Below are 15645 nucleotides of genomic sequence, written 5' to 3'. Positions count from 1 at the left end.
TCGATATCGCAATCCACACCGAACCCAGAGGCCCTCGCCCCGTTCAAGGACCGCTCAAGGCGTGTCGCCTGTCACCAACGTCCCGGGACAGCACACCTAGACGCTGAGGGCACGTCAGGGGCCCGTTCGGCCGCACTCGGATGGTGACGCCGACGCGGATGTGACTTCGTATCACCTAGAGGGAGAAGCACACCCCGTCGCGTATCAGGACGCGCGATCGACGCGCGCGCCGAGGAGGACGCATGGCCGCCCCTGACCGTCGCCGGTCCGCCCCCAAAGGGCTGGCGTTCCTCACCGCCGCGGTGGTCGCGTCGGCCGCCCTCGCCCCCGGCCCGGCCTTCGCGGCCGCCGCCTCGACCCACCCCGACCCGAGGCGCCCCGCGTCCACGGCGGCCCCCGCCCCGCCCCCGGCACCCCCCGGCGGCGCGCACTCCCCCCAGAGCGCACCCGCCCGCGGCTCCGCGTTCGGCGCCTACCTGCACTACGGGCCCGCCGGAGTGCGGCGGATGCGGCAGCTCACCCGCTGGCTGGGCGGTCAGGAGCCACGCGTGGGGCACACCTATCTGCCGGGGGACCTGTGGCACAACATCGAGGGCGCGCACAACTTCCTCGACGGCTGGGCCAGATGGCGGCGGGCCAGGGCCGACCGGATGCTCGTGCTCAACGTGCCGATGATGGAACGCAACGAGCAGAACCTCCCCGACGCGGCCGTTCGCAAGCTGCTGCGCCGCGCCGCGGCCGGCGCGTTCGACGAGCACTTCGAGGTGCTGGCCGAACGACTGGTCGACCTGGGCGTGCCGGACACGGTCATCGTGCTCGGCTGGGAGATGAACGGCACCACCTACACCCACCGCTGCGGCCCCGACCCGGACAGCTGGAAACGGTACTGGCGGCGCGTCGTCGAGGTGATGCGCTCGGTCCAGGGGCAGCGGTTCCGCTTCGACTTCGCCCCGAGCCGGGGCATGGACGCGATTCCGTGGCCGGAGTGCTATCCCGGTGACGAGTACGTCGACATCATCGGTATGGACGCCTACGACCAGCCGCGCGGCCTCAGCTTCGACGAGCAGGTGTCCGAGCCCTACGGCCTCCAGCACCACGTGGACTTCGCGCGCCGGCACGGCAAGCCGATCTCGTATCCCGAGTGGGGTCTGTTCCGCAACGGCGACAACATCACGTACATGCTGCGCATGCTGGCCTGGATGGACCAGCACAAGCCGCTGTACAACACCATCACCGACTACTGCCCGCACGGTGTGTGGCTGTGCTCCGACAACCCCCGGGCCTCGGCCCTGTACCGCATCCTGTTGTCCACCCCCGCGAATCCGGGGCAGGACGCGAAGCCGGCCGGCACCCCGTCGCGGGTGCCGGCCGCCAAGCCCTACAGGTTGCCCCCGTGCACGCCCGTCAGCCTGGATAAGTGGCTGGAGCACCAGGTCGGCGGCAGGCTCACCGCCTGTCTTCATGGGGCGGAGCGCCATCGGCCGTAGCGGCCCCGGCACGCCGGCGCAGGACCTCCTTGGCCCGGCGCCGGGCGGTGTCCTCGGCGACGGCGGCCGCCAGCAGCGGCAGGGTGCGGCGCCGGGCCAGCAGAAACCGCTGGTTGACGGCCGTCTCGGGACACCAGCGGTGCTTGTACGGCTCGTCGCCGCGCAGCATGCTCAGCGTCCGCACCTGGCCGGGGAGGCGCTGCTCGGCGGACTCCAGATACCCGGTGACCGCGTGCAGCAGCATCGTCGCCACATCCACCCTGCGCTCCCGCAGGTGGGGGTGGAAGCCGTACAGGTACATGCCGGCCAACTGCTCCGACCGCAGCATGATGTTGACCGCCACCACCGAGCCGTCCAGCACGAACTCCGTCGTCGTGGCCTGGCCGCCGCGGGCCAGCGGGACCGCCGCCCGGACCAGGTGTTCAAGGAAACGCGGCCGCATATGCTCCGCCGAGACCCGTCTGCCCTCCCACTGGAGCCGGTGCAGTTCGAGGAGCCGGCGCAGCGCGGCCTCGGTCTCGCCGTCGCCCACGACCCGCCACTCCAGCCCGAGCTTGCCGAGCTGTTTCACCTTGGTGCGGATCCGCCGGGCGCGGGCCACCGGCAGCCGCCCGACCAACTCGCCCATCGGGAGGGCCGGCAGATCCAGGCACACCGAGTCGAGGGTCCGGTGCCGTGGGCCGCGCCAGCAGCGGTAGACCCGCTCCATCGCACCACCCGGACGCACCTCGCCGAAGTCGACCAGGGCGGTGCGGGCCAGCTCGGCCAGCCCGTCCGCCAGCGCGGCGGCGCCCGGTTCGCCGACCGCCTCGTCGACGAGCACATCGCAGAAGTCGGTGATGGTGCCGCCGATCGGCACCAGCGCCGGCAGCGGCCCGCGCACCCGCATCAGCGGTGCCGCCGCCACCAGTTCACCGCCCCGGCGCACCAGGACGAGCCGCAGTGCGTCCGGTCTGCCGTACGACAGCCACCAGGAGTGCAGCCAGGCGTGGCTCTGGAACGGCGTCGCCGACGGGCACGCCCGGTACAGCCGTTCCCAGTCCCCGGCCAGCCCGGCGAAGGTGTGCCCGTCGGTGCACACCTCCACCGACAGCGCTTCGCGCGAGGCCGTCATCCAAGGGTCCCGTGGGCGTCGGCGGCGTTGGCCGGGCCGGGTACCGACGCCCGGCTCGTGTCGTCGTCGTCCTCGGTCCGCCGCGGGCGGGCCAGCGAAGCCAGTCCGCCCAGCAGACCGCCGGCGCTCGCGCCCACCAGAGCGGTCAGCGCCGGGGACGCGGACGACGGCTCGGTGGGCTTCAGGGCCCGGGAGAGACGCTCCAGCTTGATGCCGGTGTCGTCCTTGGTGTGGTCCGCGTGGGTGAGGAGCGCGCCGGACACGGCGTTGGCGATGTCGACCGCCTCGGCGGGGCTCGTCGAGGTCGCCGAGACCGCGACCATCGGCGCGTCCGGCGAGGTCGCGACGTCCACGCTCTCGCGCATCGTCGACACCGGCACACCCGCCCACACCTGCGCGTCCCCGAGCACCGCGAGCTGCTTGGCCACCCGGCCGTACGCCTGCGCGAAGCCGAGCGCGTCGGTGCAGTCGGCGTCGGTCCTGCCGTTGGGCACGGCGACGACGGAACTGGTCGCCGTGTACTGCGGGGGCCTCAACTGGCCGTAGGCACCACCGGCCACGGCACCGATCAGCGCGCCGGCCGGCAGCCACCACCACAGGGGCAGCCGCTTCAGGGACGTGCGGTCGGACAGCGGGGCACGCCCACCGGGGTTGTCTGTCATGAGGAACTCACTTCCAGGTTCGAGCCGGAGAGAGCGGCCGTGTACAGATCCATCAGCTGCCGTGCGGTGCGCGCGATGTCGTAGTGGTGTACGACGTCGGGGACGGCCCGCTCGGCCGGTCCCGCGGACCGCAGCCGCAGCAGCTCGCGCGCATAGGCCCCGGCGCCGCCCGTGACGCGCCGCGCACCGGGTGCGGCGTCCCGCGGCAGGTCCTCGACCGCCGGGCAGCTCGCGTACAGCACGGGCAGCCCGGCCGCCAGCGCCTCCACCACGGCCAGGCCGAAGGACTCCTCCGGCGACGGCGAGGCCAGCACGTCCATCGCGGACAGCAGGGCGACCAGGCCGGGCGCCCTGTCACGGGGCCCGGGCAGATAGGGCCGTTCGCCGGTCAGCACGACCCGGCCCGCGACCCCCAGATCCCGGGCGGTGCGCAGCAGCACCGACTCCTCCGGCCCACCGCCGACCAGCAGCAGCCATACGTCACCGGGCAGCAGGGCCAGCGCCCGTACCAGCACGTCGAAGCGCTTGCCCGGCGCGAGTCGCCCGACGCCGCCGACGACGAACGCGTCCTGAGGCAGCCCGTGTTCGGCGCGTGCCTCCTTGCGCAGTGCCTCGTCGTAGCGGAACCGGGGCGCGTCGATGCCGTTCGGGATGACGCGGATGCGCTGCCCGGGCACACCCCAGTGCCGGAGCCGTTCGGCCACCGTCGGCGAGACCGCCACCGTGGTGTGGCCGAGGCGCTCGCCGGCCAGGTACAGCCCGCGCACGCTCGCGGTGTGCGGGCGGCCCTCCAGCCGGGTCGCGCCGATGGAGTGCTCGGTGGCGACGACGGTCCGCACTCCCGCGAGCCGTGCCGCCAGCCGGCCGTACAGACAGGCCCGGTACAGATGGGTGTGCACGAGGTCGTAGCCGCCGTCGCGGATCAGCCGGGTGAGGCGGGGGAGGGCGGCCAGGTCGCGGTTGCCGGTCATCCCGAGGTGGGTGACGCGCACCCCGTCGGCGGCCAGGCCCGCGGCGACCGGGCCGGGGTTGGTCAGGGTCACCACGTCGCACTGCGCGGGCAGGTGCCGCAGCAGCAGACGCAGCTGCTGTTCCGCCCCGCCCACGCCGAGGCCGGTGATGACATGCAGCGCCTTCACACCGCCTCCAGGGCCCGGCCGCAGAGCGGGGCGAGGCGCCGCTTCAGTTCCAGCCGCACCGGGTTGTCCGCCTCCCCGATGTGCAGGCGGGGCAGCGCGAAGTCGCCGGAGCCGGCCGGGCCGGGCTTGATCGCGCAGGCGTAGCGGTATCCGGCCCGCTGTACGGCGTCGACGGCCCGCTCGTCGAGATGGCCGTACGGGTAGCAGAAGCCCTCCACGTCGTCGTCGACGATCCCGGCGAGCCGGTACCGGCTCTCGGTGACCTCGCTGTACAGCAGGTCGTCGTCGGCCCTGGTCAGATCGAGGTGGGTCAGCCCGTGCGAGGCGACCTCCATGCCCGCGTCCGCGGCGAGGCGGATGCCCTCGACGTCGAGCAGTTGCTTGCGCGGGCCCGTGGTCTCCCAGGAGTTCTCGCCGTCGAGCAGTCCGGACAGCACGAACACGGTGGCGGTGAAGCCCCAGCGGTGCAGCACGGGCAGGGCGGTGGTGACGAAGTCGGCGTACCCGTCGTCGAAGGTGAGTCCCACCAGGCCGTGTTCCCGGCCCTGGGCGCGTGCGGCGAGCAGCTCGCGCACGCTCACCCCGCGCAGGCCGCACCGGGCCAGCCAGGCGAACTGCCGTTGCAGCCGGCCGGGGGTGACGGTGATGTTGTACGGGTCGTCCGGACAGTTGGAGACGGAGTGGTACATGGCCACCCAGGCGGCGGGCCGCCGCTTCGGGCGTCCCCAGGCGACCGGCCGGGGTTCGGGTTCGACCGCGCGCGGCGCGGCGGTGATGTCAGCGACCATGGCGACGCTTTCGTGTGACGGAGCTACGGACGGAGTGCGTGACGGGAAGCAGAAGGGACCGGGCGCCCGCGGCGTCCAGGAGCCAGGCCAGCAGCAGGAAGACGACGCTCACGCAGGCACAGCAGACGGCGACGGACACCGCGGGTGAGTCGAACAGCCCCGCGCACAGCAGCCCGGCGCCGGTGGCGCAGACGGCCGCCCGCACCGGCCGGGTCAGTTCCACGACGACCCGGGGCACGCGCACGGGCACGGCGCGCGGCCCCAGCCCGAGCAGCAGGATCAGCGCGGTGAGGGTGATGCCGGCCGCGTTGGCCGCGGCGATGCCGCGCGCGCCCCAGGGGTCCACGGCCCAGGCGCTGACGACGACGGTGAGGAGCGTGCCCGCGCCCATCGCGCCGAGCGGGAACCAGGTGGTCCGTCCGGTCGAGAAGTACGACCGCACGAGCGCCCCCACCAGCGTCTGCCCGAGCAGCCCGAGCGCGTACACCCGCATCACGGTGGCGGTGGCGGCGGTGTCCTGAGCGGTGAACGCGCCGCGCTGGAACAGCAGTTGGACGAGCTGCGGGGCGCAGGCCACGACCACACCGGCGCCGAGCAGGACGATGCAGGCGATCAGCGCCAGGTCCCGCTCGACGCGCTCCCCGGCCCGTCGGGTGTCGCCCTCGGCGATGGCCCGGGCCACCACCGGGAACGTGACGACGCACACCATCATCGACAGCGACATCGGCAACTGGGCGACCTTCTGGGCATAGTTGAGGTGCGAGATGGCCCCGGCGGGCAGCTCGGAGGCGAAGTACCGCTCGACGAGCACCTGCGACTGCCGGCACAGCGCGAACAGCAGCACCGCGAGGACCAGCCCGACCGCGACCGTCCGGCCGCCGTCACCGTCTCCCTCGTCCGGCGGTGCCGACTCCGGCCGCCGGGGCCGCCCGGCGATCCGCCGCCACAGCGACGGAACCTGTACGGCGGCCATGAGGCACCCGCCGATCGCGACACCGAGGGCCGCGGCCCGTACGCCCCACCGCGCGGCGAGCACGAACATCGTCGTGATGATCGCGACGTTGTACGCGATGTAGATGGCGCCCGGCGCGAGATAGCTGCGGTGCGCCCGCAGCGCCGCGCTGCAATACCCCGCCAGCCCGAAACTCAGCACACAGGTCGCGGTCAGCCGGGTGCAGGACACCGCCAGGGACGGGTCGCTGAGGCCGGGCGCGAGAACGGCGACCAGCAGTGGCGCCCCGGCCGCGAGCACGGCGGCCGTAGCGGCGAGCGCCAGACACAGCCGCGGCAGCGAGGCGGCGACCAGGGCACGCACCGGGTCGGGCGAGCAGGCCCCGCGCGCCCGCCGCGCCAGCGCCACACTGAACGCGGGCACCAGGACGAACGCCATCCCGTCCTCGATCAGCAGCGTCGACGCCATCTCGGGGACCGTCCAGGCCACCAGGAAGGCGTCGCTCTCGGCCCCGGCGCCGAAGAGATGCGCCAGCGCCTGGTCCCGGCCGAGCCCGAGCAGCGCGCCGGCCATCGACAGCGCGGCGGACAGCAGGGTCGCGCGGGCGAGAAACCGGCCCGAGGGGGCGCCGGTTCGCCGTGCGGGCCGTGGAGTCGTGCGGCCGACGGTGGGCCGGCCGCCCTTCTGGAGGACGCCGTCCAGACCGGTCGCCCGGTCGGAGGCGGCCTCGGTCATGGCCGGCGGGGGCCTCATCGCACTCCCGATCGCGTCGCCGGTGCCGCCGCCGCGCCGTCCGTCAGGGCCCACCAGGCGGCGAGGCCGAAGCAGACGGCCGTGAGGATCGTGGAGGGGCCGCCGATGTCGGCGTACAGGAAGTTGACGAGCTGCCACACCAGCAGTCCGCAGACCGGGAGCGCGACGGTCCGCGCGGGCCCTGCGCTGCGCCGCACCCGGCGCAGCGCGCACAGCAGCAGGACCAGCCAACTGCCCGCCACCGTGATCAGGCCCAGCAGGCCCTGCTCGCTCAGGAGCAGCAGGTACATGTTGTGCGGGGACAGCAGCGGCTGGCGCCGGAACGCCTGCCCCGCGCCCCCGGTGTCGCTGCCTGAGGACAGCGCGAGCGAGGCATGGCCGTCGCGATGCGCCGGAAAGGCCTTCAGACCGACCCCGGCCACCGGGTGCCCGTGCCACATGTCGGTCGCCGCCGCCCACATCGTGTAGCGGTCGACGACCGACTGGTCCGGCGCTTCGGTGATCTGGGTGATGCTGGTCAGCCGCTCCTCGACAGCCTTGGCGCCCACTCCGAAACCGCCCACCAGCACCACCGTCACCGCGGCCACCGCGGCGAAGACCTTCGCCGCCCGCCGCACGCCGACCAGCAGCAGCTGCGCCCCGCACGCCACCGCCGTGGCGATCCAGGCACCCCGGCTGAAGGACAGCGCGAGCGGCACGAGCAGCGCCAGCGCGCACAGGGCCGCCGCGACCCGCTGCCGCCGCTCCCGTGCCCCGAGCGCGAGACCGGTCGCGGCCACGATCCCGAGCGCGACGACGTTCGCCATCCCCATCACGTCGGACGGTCCGAAGGTGCCCACCGCCCGGATGTTCGCTCCCTGGTACGAGGCCCCGGTCGCGGTCAGGTACTGCTTCACGCCGATCGCGCCCTGCCACAGCGCGAGGCCGACCAGCGACCACAGCACCAGCCGGGCGCCCCGCCGGTCGCGTACCAGCAGCAGCACGGCGACCGGGACCAGCACGAACACCTGGACGTAGCGGGCCAGTCCGGTGATCGCGTCACCGGTGGTCACGGCCCCGGCGGCGGCGACCGCGATGCCCAGCACGGGCAGCCCGAACACCGCCACCGCGGTCCGCGTCAGCGGTCGCCGCGCCCGCAGCACGGCGTGGCCGACGGCACACAGCACGAGCAGCCCCGACGCGGCGTCGGCGGGCGAGCGGCCGCTGTCCGCAGTGACCGGCAGCCCCAGCAGCGCGACGACCGCGACGACCGGCAGCACGGTCAGGAAGGGCAGTACGGCACGGTATCCGCGCGGCGCGGGCGCCGGCCGGGCGAGCGGGGGAGCGGGCGGAGCCGCCGTGGGAGTGCTCACCGGCCCTCAGCTCCCCGTCGGCCGGACGAACTGGGCCGCCGTGCGCAGCAGGATGCAGATGTCCTGCCACAGCGACCAGTTGTCGATGTAGGCGTTGTCGTAGCGGCAGCGGTCCTCGATCGAGGTGTCACCGCGCAGCCCGTGGATCTGCGCCAGCCCGGTGATCCCGGTGCGCATCCGGTGACGTTCCGGATAACCGGGGTGGGCCTGGCTGAACTTCGCGACGAAGTAGGGCCGTTCGGGTCTCGGCCCGACCAGGCTCATGTCACCGCGGAACACGTTCCACAGCTGGAGCAGCTCGTCCAGCGAGGTGCGGCGCAGGAAGTGGCAGAAGCGGCTCATGTCCTGGTCGTTCGCCACGCTCCAGCGGGTCGCCGCCTCGTGCGCGCTGGCGGGCCGGTGGGTCCGCAGCTTCAGCATCGTGAACGGCCGCCCGTCCTTGCCGATCCGCTCCTGCCGGAACACCACCCCGGGACCGTCCAGGACCCGCAGCACGAGCGCGCACACCAGCAGCACCGGCCCGGCCAGCACCAGCAGCGCACCGGAGAGCGCCACGTCCAGCGTCCGCTTGCCCGGACCGCCGAACCGCCGCCCGCCCTCCGGCCGCAGCAACCTCCGGGAGAACCCGGCCAGATGACCCGCCCCACGGCGGTTCCCGCCGATGCCGTACGACGGCGGGTCCGCGTCCAGCTCCCACAGCACGCAGCCGTGCCCGGCCAGCGCCCGCAGCATCGCGGCGTTCTCCACCCGGGTCGCGGCACCCACGACGAGCACCGTCCGCACCCCGTTCTGGACGACCGCCCGGCGCGCCTCCAACACCGTGGTGAGCACCGGAAGTTCGGGCCCTTCGTGGGCGCCCCCGACGACCTCGGGGTGGTCGGCGACAAGGCCCACCGGCCGTACTCCGCAGTCCGGTTGGCGCAGCAGTGCGGCCGACACGAGCCGGGTCGTCGCGAGCGGGCCGACCACCAGAGCGGGACGGGGCCGCAACCGCAGCGCCCGGCGCCGCAGTCCGTGCACCGCGGCCCGGCCCGCCCAGGCCACCGCACAGTGCGCGGCCACGGCGACGACCAGCGCGGTCACCGGCAGCGACCGCAGCGGGGAGAGCGCCACGACGACGGCCCAGGCGACGGCGATCCGCCCGCAGACGGCGGGGAGTTCGTCCAGCGCGCCGGGCACCGCGGAGGTGTCGTACAGCGCGGCCCGCCGGTTCAGCGCCATGACGCCGAGCGTCAGCAGGGCGACGACCAGCGGATGTCTGTGCTGCGTGGGCAGCGCCAAGGCCCCCAGCAGCGCGGCACCGCCGTCGACGAGCCACAGCGGCGCCGGGGAGGTCCGGCGCGGACGGCGGACTCCCCGGCCGGGGGTGCCCCGGCGTCCGGCGGCGGGCCCGCGCGGGGCGAGGACGGGGACGGCGCCCTCGGGCGCCCACTGGTGCCCCGGCGAGGCAACGGTACTTTCCGCGGTCATGTGGGGATGCACTTTCTGCCCTCGTTGGGACCGGCGACCTGCGCGGTGACGAGGCCGAGCAGCTCGCGGTACAGGTCGGTCACTGCGTCCGTGGCCCGTCGCAGATCGTGGACGTGGAGCACATGCGTACGGCCCCGTGCGCCCAGCGCCGCGCGCAGCGGCTCGTCCAGCAGCAGCGCGGTGAGTGCCTGCGCCAGCGCGCCGGGGTCCTCCGGCGGCACCACGCAGGACGGCCGGTGGGCGGGCGGAAGGCTCTCGCTCGCCCCGTCCACATCCGTGACGACGACCGGCCGGCCGCACGCCATGGCCTCCAGCGGGGCCAGCGCCATGCCCTCCCAGCGGGACGGCAGGACGACGACATCGGCCGCCCGGTACCAGTCGGCGACGTCGGGCGTCCCCCCGGCGAACTCCACCGCCCCCGGCGCGTCGCGGCGCAACCGCTGCGCGTCCGGGCCGTCCCCGACCAGCACCAGCCGGGCCCCGGGCACCTCCCGCACCACGGCGGGCCAGGCCGCGAGAAGCACGTCCTGCCCCTTCTGACGGCACAGGCGCCCCACGCACACCACGAGCGGACCCGCGGCGGAGCGTGCGCTGTCGCCCTCCGGCCGGAAGAGGTCGGTGTCGACACCGTTGGGCACCACCTGCCAGCGAGCCGTGATGCCGGACCGGTGCCCGGTACGCCGCTCGGCCTCGCTGACGCACAGCACTCGCGTCGCCCACCGGGCGCCGAACCGCTCCCAGCCCAGGGCCAGCCGCGCGACGACGCCCTCCGCGGCCTCGAACGACCAGGCGTGCGGCTGGTACACGGTCGGCAGTGCGCCGCGTACCGCGAGCCGGGCCGCGAGCCCCGCCTTGGCGCTGTGCGCGTGCACCAGGTCCGGCCGCACATCACGCACCACACGCGCCAACCGCCGTACCTCGCCGGGAAGTCGGCGTCCCGGCGAGCGGGTCGCGTCCCAGCGCAGCACCCGGCCGCCGAGTGCCCTGACGTCGTACCCCAGCGTGCCGCCCCGCGGACAGGCCACGGTCACCCGCAGCCCCGCGGCGAGTTGCGCCGCGACCAGGTCGGTCACGACCCGTGCGACACCACCCTCGACGGGCTGGGCGACGTGCAGGATGTGCGGCGCAATGCGCATGACCGTTGCTGCCCTTCCGAAGAGATGAGTCCGAACCAGTAACACGACGTGTGGCTCGCGTTCCCGATATAAGATCCCGGGCCTGTTCGAGAGGGTCTGAGGAGCAACCGGCTTCCTGGATTCAGTGGATTAGCACTACCAGCCACTTATCCATATTTATCTTCTATCCGGTCAACAGTGTTGGAACGGCGGCGTCCTCCGACTTGTTTCCCACGCCGGACCACCCATTCGGAGTCGCCGCGCGACCCGGTTCCGGTTGCGGGAGCGTCGCTTCGGTTTAACGGTGATCACACCATCGGAAAATCATGCGAGGGGAAATCCATGCCCGCACCGACCACCCGGCACCTCGTCACCTCGACCCTCTGCGCGGCCCTCTTTCTGGGAACGGTGGCGCCCGCGCTCGCGGCCGCCCCCGGGACCGGCCGTGACACCCGCACCGCGTCCCGCGCCCCCGTCCCCGCGCGGGCCGTCCTGAAGGACCAGACCGAAGTGCTGGCCGGCCTCGGCACCGTGCTGACCCCGGTCACCCACCTGCTGGACAGGGCCCTCGAAGCGGACGACGACCCGCTCACCGCCGCCGAGGCGAAGGAACTCGCCGACGCCGCGAAGGAGGCCGTCGCCGAAGCCAGGAAGGACGTCGAGGAGGCCCGCAAGGAGGCCGAAGAGGCCAGGAAGGAAGCTCTACAGGCCAGGAAGGACGCGCTGGCAGAGGCCAAGAAGGAGGTCGAGGAGGCCCGCAAGGAGGCCCTCACGGACGCCGCGGAGGCCGATCAGGTGCCCGCCGCGACCACCGACCTCACGGGCGACGCCCTCGGTGACCTCGGCAAGACCCTCGACGCGCTGCTGAGCGTGCTCACCTCCGGCGGGTCCGAGGAGGTCGACGCCACGGCCGACAACGTGGTCGAGGCCCTGGTGAACGTCACCGTCGCCACGCTCGCCGACCGCGGCCTGCCGCGCGCCTGAATCGCCGGTTCTCTTACCCGTTGTGCCGAACGCGTTCGGCACAACGGGTCTTTTCGTATGAGTTCCCGGAAGTTGCGACGGCGGAGTTTCCCGAGCACTTCCCCTGTCGTTAGCCCAGGAGAACTGAGACCTGATTTACCTGGAAGGATCACGATGAAGAACCTGAAGGCTGCTGCCGTCGTCGCCGGCTCCCTCGCCATTGCCGGTGCCGCTGTTCCCGCCTCGGCGGTGGGCATGCCGGGGCACGGCCTCGTCGAGAACGGCAAGACGGTCGCCGGCAGCCTGCCCACCGCCGCGAAGCTGCCGACGGGTTACGTCGGAAACAATGTGAAGCGCACCGCGGACAAGGTGAAGACGGGCGTGAAGGACTCGGGCATGGTGAAGACCCCCGTCTTCGGCGGCACCCTGCCGAACCCCGTCGACGGCCGGCTGCTCGGTGGTCTTCCGCTCAACAGGTGACTTCGTCGCCTGGCGGCTCGATGGCTGGGGTCGGCTCCGAATTCTCGGGGTCGGCCCTTCGGCATGTGTGACCATGCGGGGCGGAGTGTGATTTTCACGCGTCGCGTTGGGCCGAACGGACGATTCAGGGTGACCGTGGGCGTGGGGGCCCGTTCATCCCTATGTATGGGCGCTCTTTCCTCCTTGCCGGCGCTTCATCAAGATCGTGGGCCCTGTCCGCTTCGCCGATGCGGACAGGGCCCACGGGTTTGCCGGGCAACACACAAAGACAATGGCGGTCCGCCGGGATTCCGGCGGACCGCCATCGGATGAGGGACTGCTCAGAAGAACAGGCCGCCGAAATGCGCGGAGTTCCGTCCCTGCTCGACCTTGCCGGAGTTGCAGCCGACGTACTTCGAGTTCGGCGCGATGGTGGCGGCGATGGCGGCTGCTCCGTTGGACCACGGCACGGCGCAGCGAGCGTCGATGAGGGTGCCGTTGGCGTTGATCAGACCCGACTGATGGCCGCTGACGACGACGGGGCCCGACGAGAAGGCCTTACCGCCCGAGGCCGTGGTGGTGTCGCTGTCGGCCGAGGCGGCGCCGCCGGTCGCGAGGACGATGCCTGCGGCGAGGGCGGAAATAGCCGTAACCTTGTTACGCATGAGTTGAGCCTTTCCGGGCTGCGTGTGGGGTTTACCTGCTGAGAATTGCTCACAGCAGGAGTCAGAAGAACAGGCCGCTCTTGTGGATGGCACCCCGTCCCTGCTCGACCTCGCCGGAGTTGCAGCCGACGTACTTCGAGTTCGGCGCGATCGTGGCGGCGATGACGGCTGCTCCGTTGGACCACGGCACGGCGCAGCGAGCGTCGATGAGGGTGCCGTTGGCGTTGATCAGACCCGACTGATGGCCGCTGACGACGACGGGGCCCGACGAGAAGGCCTCACCGCCCTTGGCCGTGGTGGTGTCGCTGTCGGCCGACGCGGTGCCGCCGGTCGCGAGGACGATGCCTGCGGCGAGGGCGGAAATGGCCGTAACCTTGTTACGCATGGATGCGCCTTTCCGGGCTGCGTGTGGGGTTTACCTGCTGAGAATCGCTCACAGCAGGAGTCAGAAGAACAGGCCGCTCGCGTGAACGGAGTTCCGCCCCTGCTCGATCTCGCCGGAGTTGCAGCCGACGTACTTCGAGTTCGGTGCGAGGGTGACGCCGAGGACGGCTCCGTTGGACCAGGGAACGGCACAGCGAGCGTCGACGAGGGTGCCGTTGACGTTGACCAGACCCGACTGATGGCCGCTCACGACGACCGGACCCGTCGAGAAGGGGCCACCGCCCTTGACGGTCGTGGTGTCGCTGCTGCTGCCGCTGCTGCCACTGTTGCCGTAACCACCGGCGGAGGCCATGCCGGCGGTGCTGACGACGGTGCTGAGGGCGAGGGCCGTGATGACCGCGAACTTCTTGGGCAACTCGGTTCCTTCCTAAATTCACGGTTGCGCACGCTTACGAAAAGGAAACCCGTATATGCGTGCCTAAGTCACGGTGGGAAGAATCAAACGTGGGCAGATTCCATCGGATGGCGCAACGTGGCAAGCCGTTCGGCGGAGCCGGCTTTTCGTTCATTCCTGAGGTATGCCCTTGAAAAGCTTCGGCCGGTCGATCCGAGTGGATTCCGGGTGGGCCGGACGCCGACATACGTCCGGCCCACCGGCGAGGGGAGAGCCGGTGGGCCGGACGATGGTTCACGGGTGCCGATGGGCTCGTGGGCCCGCCGCGTGCGGAGCTGGAACTGCGGGTCCGGACCAGAGTCCGGTCCTGCCGACGGTCCTCGGCGGTAGAGAACCGGATCAGAGTCTTGGAATTCCGGGCCCGGCTTTCGCCGGTACGGACGGCTCGTATGGCTGACGGGTCGTCACTTATTGGGGAGCAGAGTGCCGAGGCCGCCGGTCGTCGGCGCATTCAGCGGGCGGACCTGGACAGATCCGCTGCCCGCGGGGTTCCTCACGGGAATCGTGGGCTTCTTGGCGGCGTTGGGGTCCATGCCGTCCAGGTAGATGCCGGACATGCCCCCCGCCTTGTTCCTTTCGAATGCGCTGCCCTGGGCGATCCCGCCATCACGGGCCAGCCGCGTCACGGTGTCGGCCGCGGGCACCACGGCCGGAGTCACCTTGGTCGGGGAAATGAGACGGGACCCGAGCGGGCTGGTGGAGATCCCCGAATCACCCGTGGCCGCCGATGCCGCGACAGCGGAACCGCCCACAAGACCCGCACCGATCGCCAACGCCGCAGTGGTGAAAACTGCCTTCTTCATGATTCACCTCGCTTGAAAGTACCTCTGATCCAACGGTTGGAGAACATAGCAGTACAGCAGCCCTGTAAAAGCGACGCGTTACTCCATACGCATGAAAGTCGCAGGGGTGAAGAATGCAATGCACAGATGCATTCGGAGGGATTGACAGGTGGTCCGCGAATCAATTCATCGTATGGTGCTTCCGGTTCGGGTGGGCTGCCTGCATGATCGGAAATATGAAATTCAGCGCCATCCTTGAGATGATCACCGGCAGTGAGAAATTCACGCCGCCCCGGCCGCCCGACGGATCGCTGGTCTGGGCGGAGGAGTTCGACGCCCCGATCGCCTGGGGGGCCCGCTGGACCGGCGACCGGACCAGTGCCTTCCGCTACTGCGACCACAACCCGGACGACAACAAGCTCGACTGGCTGGACCCCGCCTGCGTGACCGTCTCGGACGGCGTGGCCACCTTCATCGCCGTTCCGGACGACCGCACCCTGGAGAACGGCCGGCAAGCCTGGCGCACCGGGCTGCTCACCACCGAGTACTCCGCCGAGGGCTTCCAGGTGCGGACCGGCGACCTGGTCGAGACCCGGGTCAGACTGCCCTTCGGGACCGGCGCGTGGCCGGCGCTGTGGACCTGGAAGGACGGCCGGAACGAGGTCGACACCTTCGAGTACCACCCGGACAACCCGAACCTGCTGGAGCTGTCCAACCACGTCAACTCCGCGGCCGACTACCACACCGACGTCCACGCGGTCGCCCCCGGCCGGTGGGTGACCATCGGCACCCGCTACGGCGCGCGGTGCGTGGAGTGGTACGTCAACGGCGATTGCGTCTTCTCCGACGGCGCCGGCGTCGGCCCCGACTGGTCGGCGTATCTGATCCTGAACCTGTCATTGAGCGCCGGCGGGCACCACCCCGCTCCGTGCGGTCCGGAACCGATCACCTTCGACGTCGAGTACCTCCGCGTCTACCGCTGACCGTCCCCGCGGGCTCGTCCGTTCGGGCGGACGGCCCGCCGTGGAGTCGGCCGGTCGGGTGAGCATCCGGCGGAGAGTCCTTCGCGCCGTCGATAGGGTCCCTCGGTGGCCTCTGACTCGACG

At 72.0% G+C, this 15645-nt stretch carries 16 protein-coding genes; 4 read left to right on the top strand and 12 right to left on the bottom strand.

Annotated elements, in window-relative coordinates; translation table 11 throughout:
• The first annotated feature begins 242 nt into the window (after positions 1-242).
• On the top strand, positions 243-1487 hold the full coding sequence (locus ACIQWG_RS11880; protein ID WP_404093460.1) for a glycoside hydrolase family 26 protein: 1245 nt from the start codon (positions 243-245) through the stop codon (positions 1485-1487).
• Here ACIQWG_RS11880 and ACIQWG_RS11875 read toward each other — a convergent pair.
• From ACIQWG_RS11875 to ACIQWG_RS11840, 8 genes are read right to left on the bottom strand one after another with little or no spacing between them, the layout of a single operon-like run.
• Positions 1447-2601: a GNAT family N-acetyltransferase gene (locus ACIQWG_RS11875; protein WP_404093457.1), complete on the bottom strand. Its 1155-nt coding sequence runs from the start codon at positions 2599-2601 to the stop codon at positions 1447-1449. The two genes, ACIQWG_RS11880 and ACIQWG_RS11875, sit on opposite strands and share 41 nt — an antisense overlap.
• Entirely contained in the window at positions 2598-3263 is a 666-nt protein-coding gene (locus tag ACIQWG_RS11870; RefSeq protein ID WP_404093456.1) for a lipopolysaccharide biosynthesis protein, read from the bottom strand. Before ACIQWG_RS11870 ends, ACIQWG_RS11875 begins: the two co-directional genes overlap by 4 nt.
• Complete coding sequence (locus ACIQWG_RS11865) at positions 3260-4402, bottom strand: glycosyltransferase (protein WP_404093454.1); 1143 nt, start codon at positions 4400-4402, stop codon at positions 3260-3262. Before ACIQWG_RS11865 ends, ACIQWG_RS11870 begins: the two co-directional genes overlap by 4 nt.
• Positions 4399-5190, bottom strand: a complete 792-nt coding sequence (locus tag ACIQWG_RS11860; protein ID WP_404093452.1) for a polysaccharide deacetylase family protein — start codon at positions 5188-5190, stop codon at positions 4399-4401. The genes ACIQWG_RS11865 and ACIQWG_RS11860 overlap by 4 nt, the downstream gene beginning before the upstream one ends.
• On the bottom strand, positions 5180-6877 hold the full coding sequence (murJ, locus tag ACIQWG_RS11855; protein ID WP_404093449.1) for a murein biosynthesis integral membrane protein MurJ: 1698 nt from the start codon (positions 6875-6877) through the stop codon (positions 5180-5182). Before murJ ends, ACIQWG_RS11860 begins: the two co-directional genes overlap by 11 nt.
• 14 nt (positions 6878-6891) lie before the next feature.
• The gene (locus tag ACIQWG_RS11850) at positions 6892-8247 is read right to left on the bottom strand and encodes an O-antigen ligase family protein (protein WP_404093447.1); all 1356 of its coding nucleotides are present in this window, start codon (positions 8245-8247) and stop codon (positions 6892-6894) included.
• Positions 8248-8253: 6 nt separating this feature from the next.
• Positions 8254-9717 (bottom strand): exopolysaccharide biosynthesis polyprenyl glycosylphosphotransferase, encoded by a 1464-nt coding sequence (locus ACIQWG_RS11845; protein WP_404093445.1) that lies wholly within the window; start codon positions 9715-9717, stop codon positions 8254-8256.
• Positions 9714-10853, bottom strand: coding sequence for a glycosyltransferase (locus ACIQWG_RS11840; protein ID WP_404093442.1), 1140 nt, complete (start codon positions 10851-10853; stop codon positions 9714-9716). The genes ACIQWG_RS11845 and ACIQWG_RS11840 overlap by 4 nt, the downstream gene beginning before the upstream one ends.
• Positions 10854-11174: 321 nt before the next feature.
• Here ACIQWG_RS11840 and ACIQWG_RS11835 point away from each other — a divergent pair, with 321 nt between their 5' ends.
• Together ACIQWG_RS11835 and ACIQWG_RS11830 are read left to right on the top strand one after the other, a co-directional pair.
• A complete protein-coding gene (locus ACIQWG_RS11835) occupies positions 11175-11816 on the top strand; it encodes a hypothetical protein (RefSeq protein WP_404093439.1) in 642 nt (213 codons plus the stop codon).
• A 153-nt stretch (positions 11817-11969) separates the two neighbouring features.
• Positions 11970-12275 carry a hypothetical protein gene (locus ACIQWG_RS11830; protein WP_404093437.1) on the top strand — a complete coding sequence of 102 codons (306 nt, stop codon included), beginning with the start codon at positions 11970-11972 and terminating at the stop codon, positions 12273-12275.
• 320 nt (positions 12276-12595) lie between these two features.
• Here ACIQWG_RS11830 and ACIQWG_RS11825 read toward each other — a convergent pair whose 3' ends face one another.
• From ACIQWG_RS11825 to ACIQWG_RS11810, 4 genes are all read right to left on the bottom strand, one after another.
• The gene (locus ACIQWG_RS11825; RefSeq protein WP_404093436.1) at positions 12596-12919 is read right to left on the bottom strand and encodes a hypothetical protein; all 324 of its coding nucleotides are present in this window, start codon (positions 12917-12919) and stop codon (positions 12596-12598) included.
• Positions 12920-12980: 61 nt separating this feature from the next.
• A complete protein-coding gene (locus tag ACIQWG_RS11820) occupies positions 12981-13304 on the bottom strand; it encodes a hypothetical protein (protein ID WP_404093434.1) in 324 nt (107 codons plus the stop codon).
• Positions 13305-13364: 60 nt separating this feature from the next.
• Entirely contained in the window at positions 13365-13718 is a 354-nt protein-coding gene (locus ACIQWG_RS11815; RefSeq protein WP_404093432.1) for a hypothetical protein, read from the bottom strand.
• A 443-nt stretch (positions 13719-14161) separates the two neighbouring features.
• Entirely contained in the window at positions 14162-14560 is a 399-nt protein-coding gene (locus ACIQWG_RS11810) for a hypothetical protein (protein ID WP_404093430.1), read from the bottom strand.
• A 215-nt stretch (positions 14561-14775) separates the two neighbouring features.
• On the opposite strand from ACIQWG_RS11810, the gene ACIQWG_RS11805 reads away from it, so the two are divergent.
• Entirely contained in the window at positions 14776-15522 is a 747-nt protein-coding gene (locus tag ACIQWG_RS11805) for a beta-glucanase (protein WP_404093429.1), read from the top strand.
• Positions 15523-15645: the final 123 nt, after the last annotated feature.

This window comes from Streptomyces sp. NPDC098781, from assembly GCF_044759995.1.
Taxonomy (GTDB): Bacteria; Actinomycetota; Actinomycetes; order Streptomycetales; family Streptomycetaceae; genus Streptomyces.
Note: the sequence above shows the minus strand (reverse complement) of the source record. Positions and strands in the feature narration are given on the sequence as shown.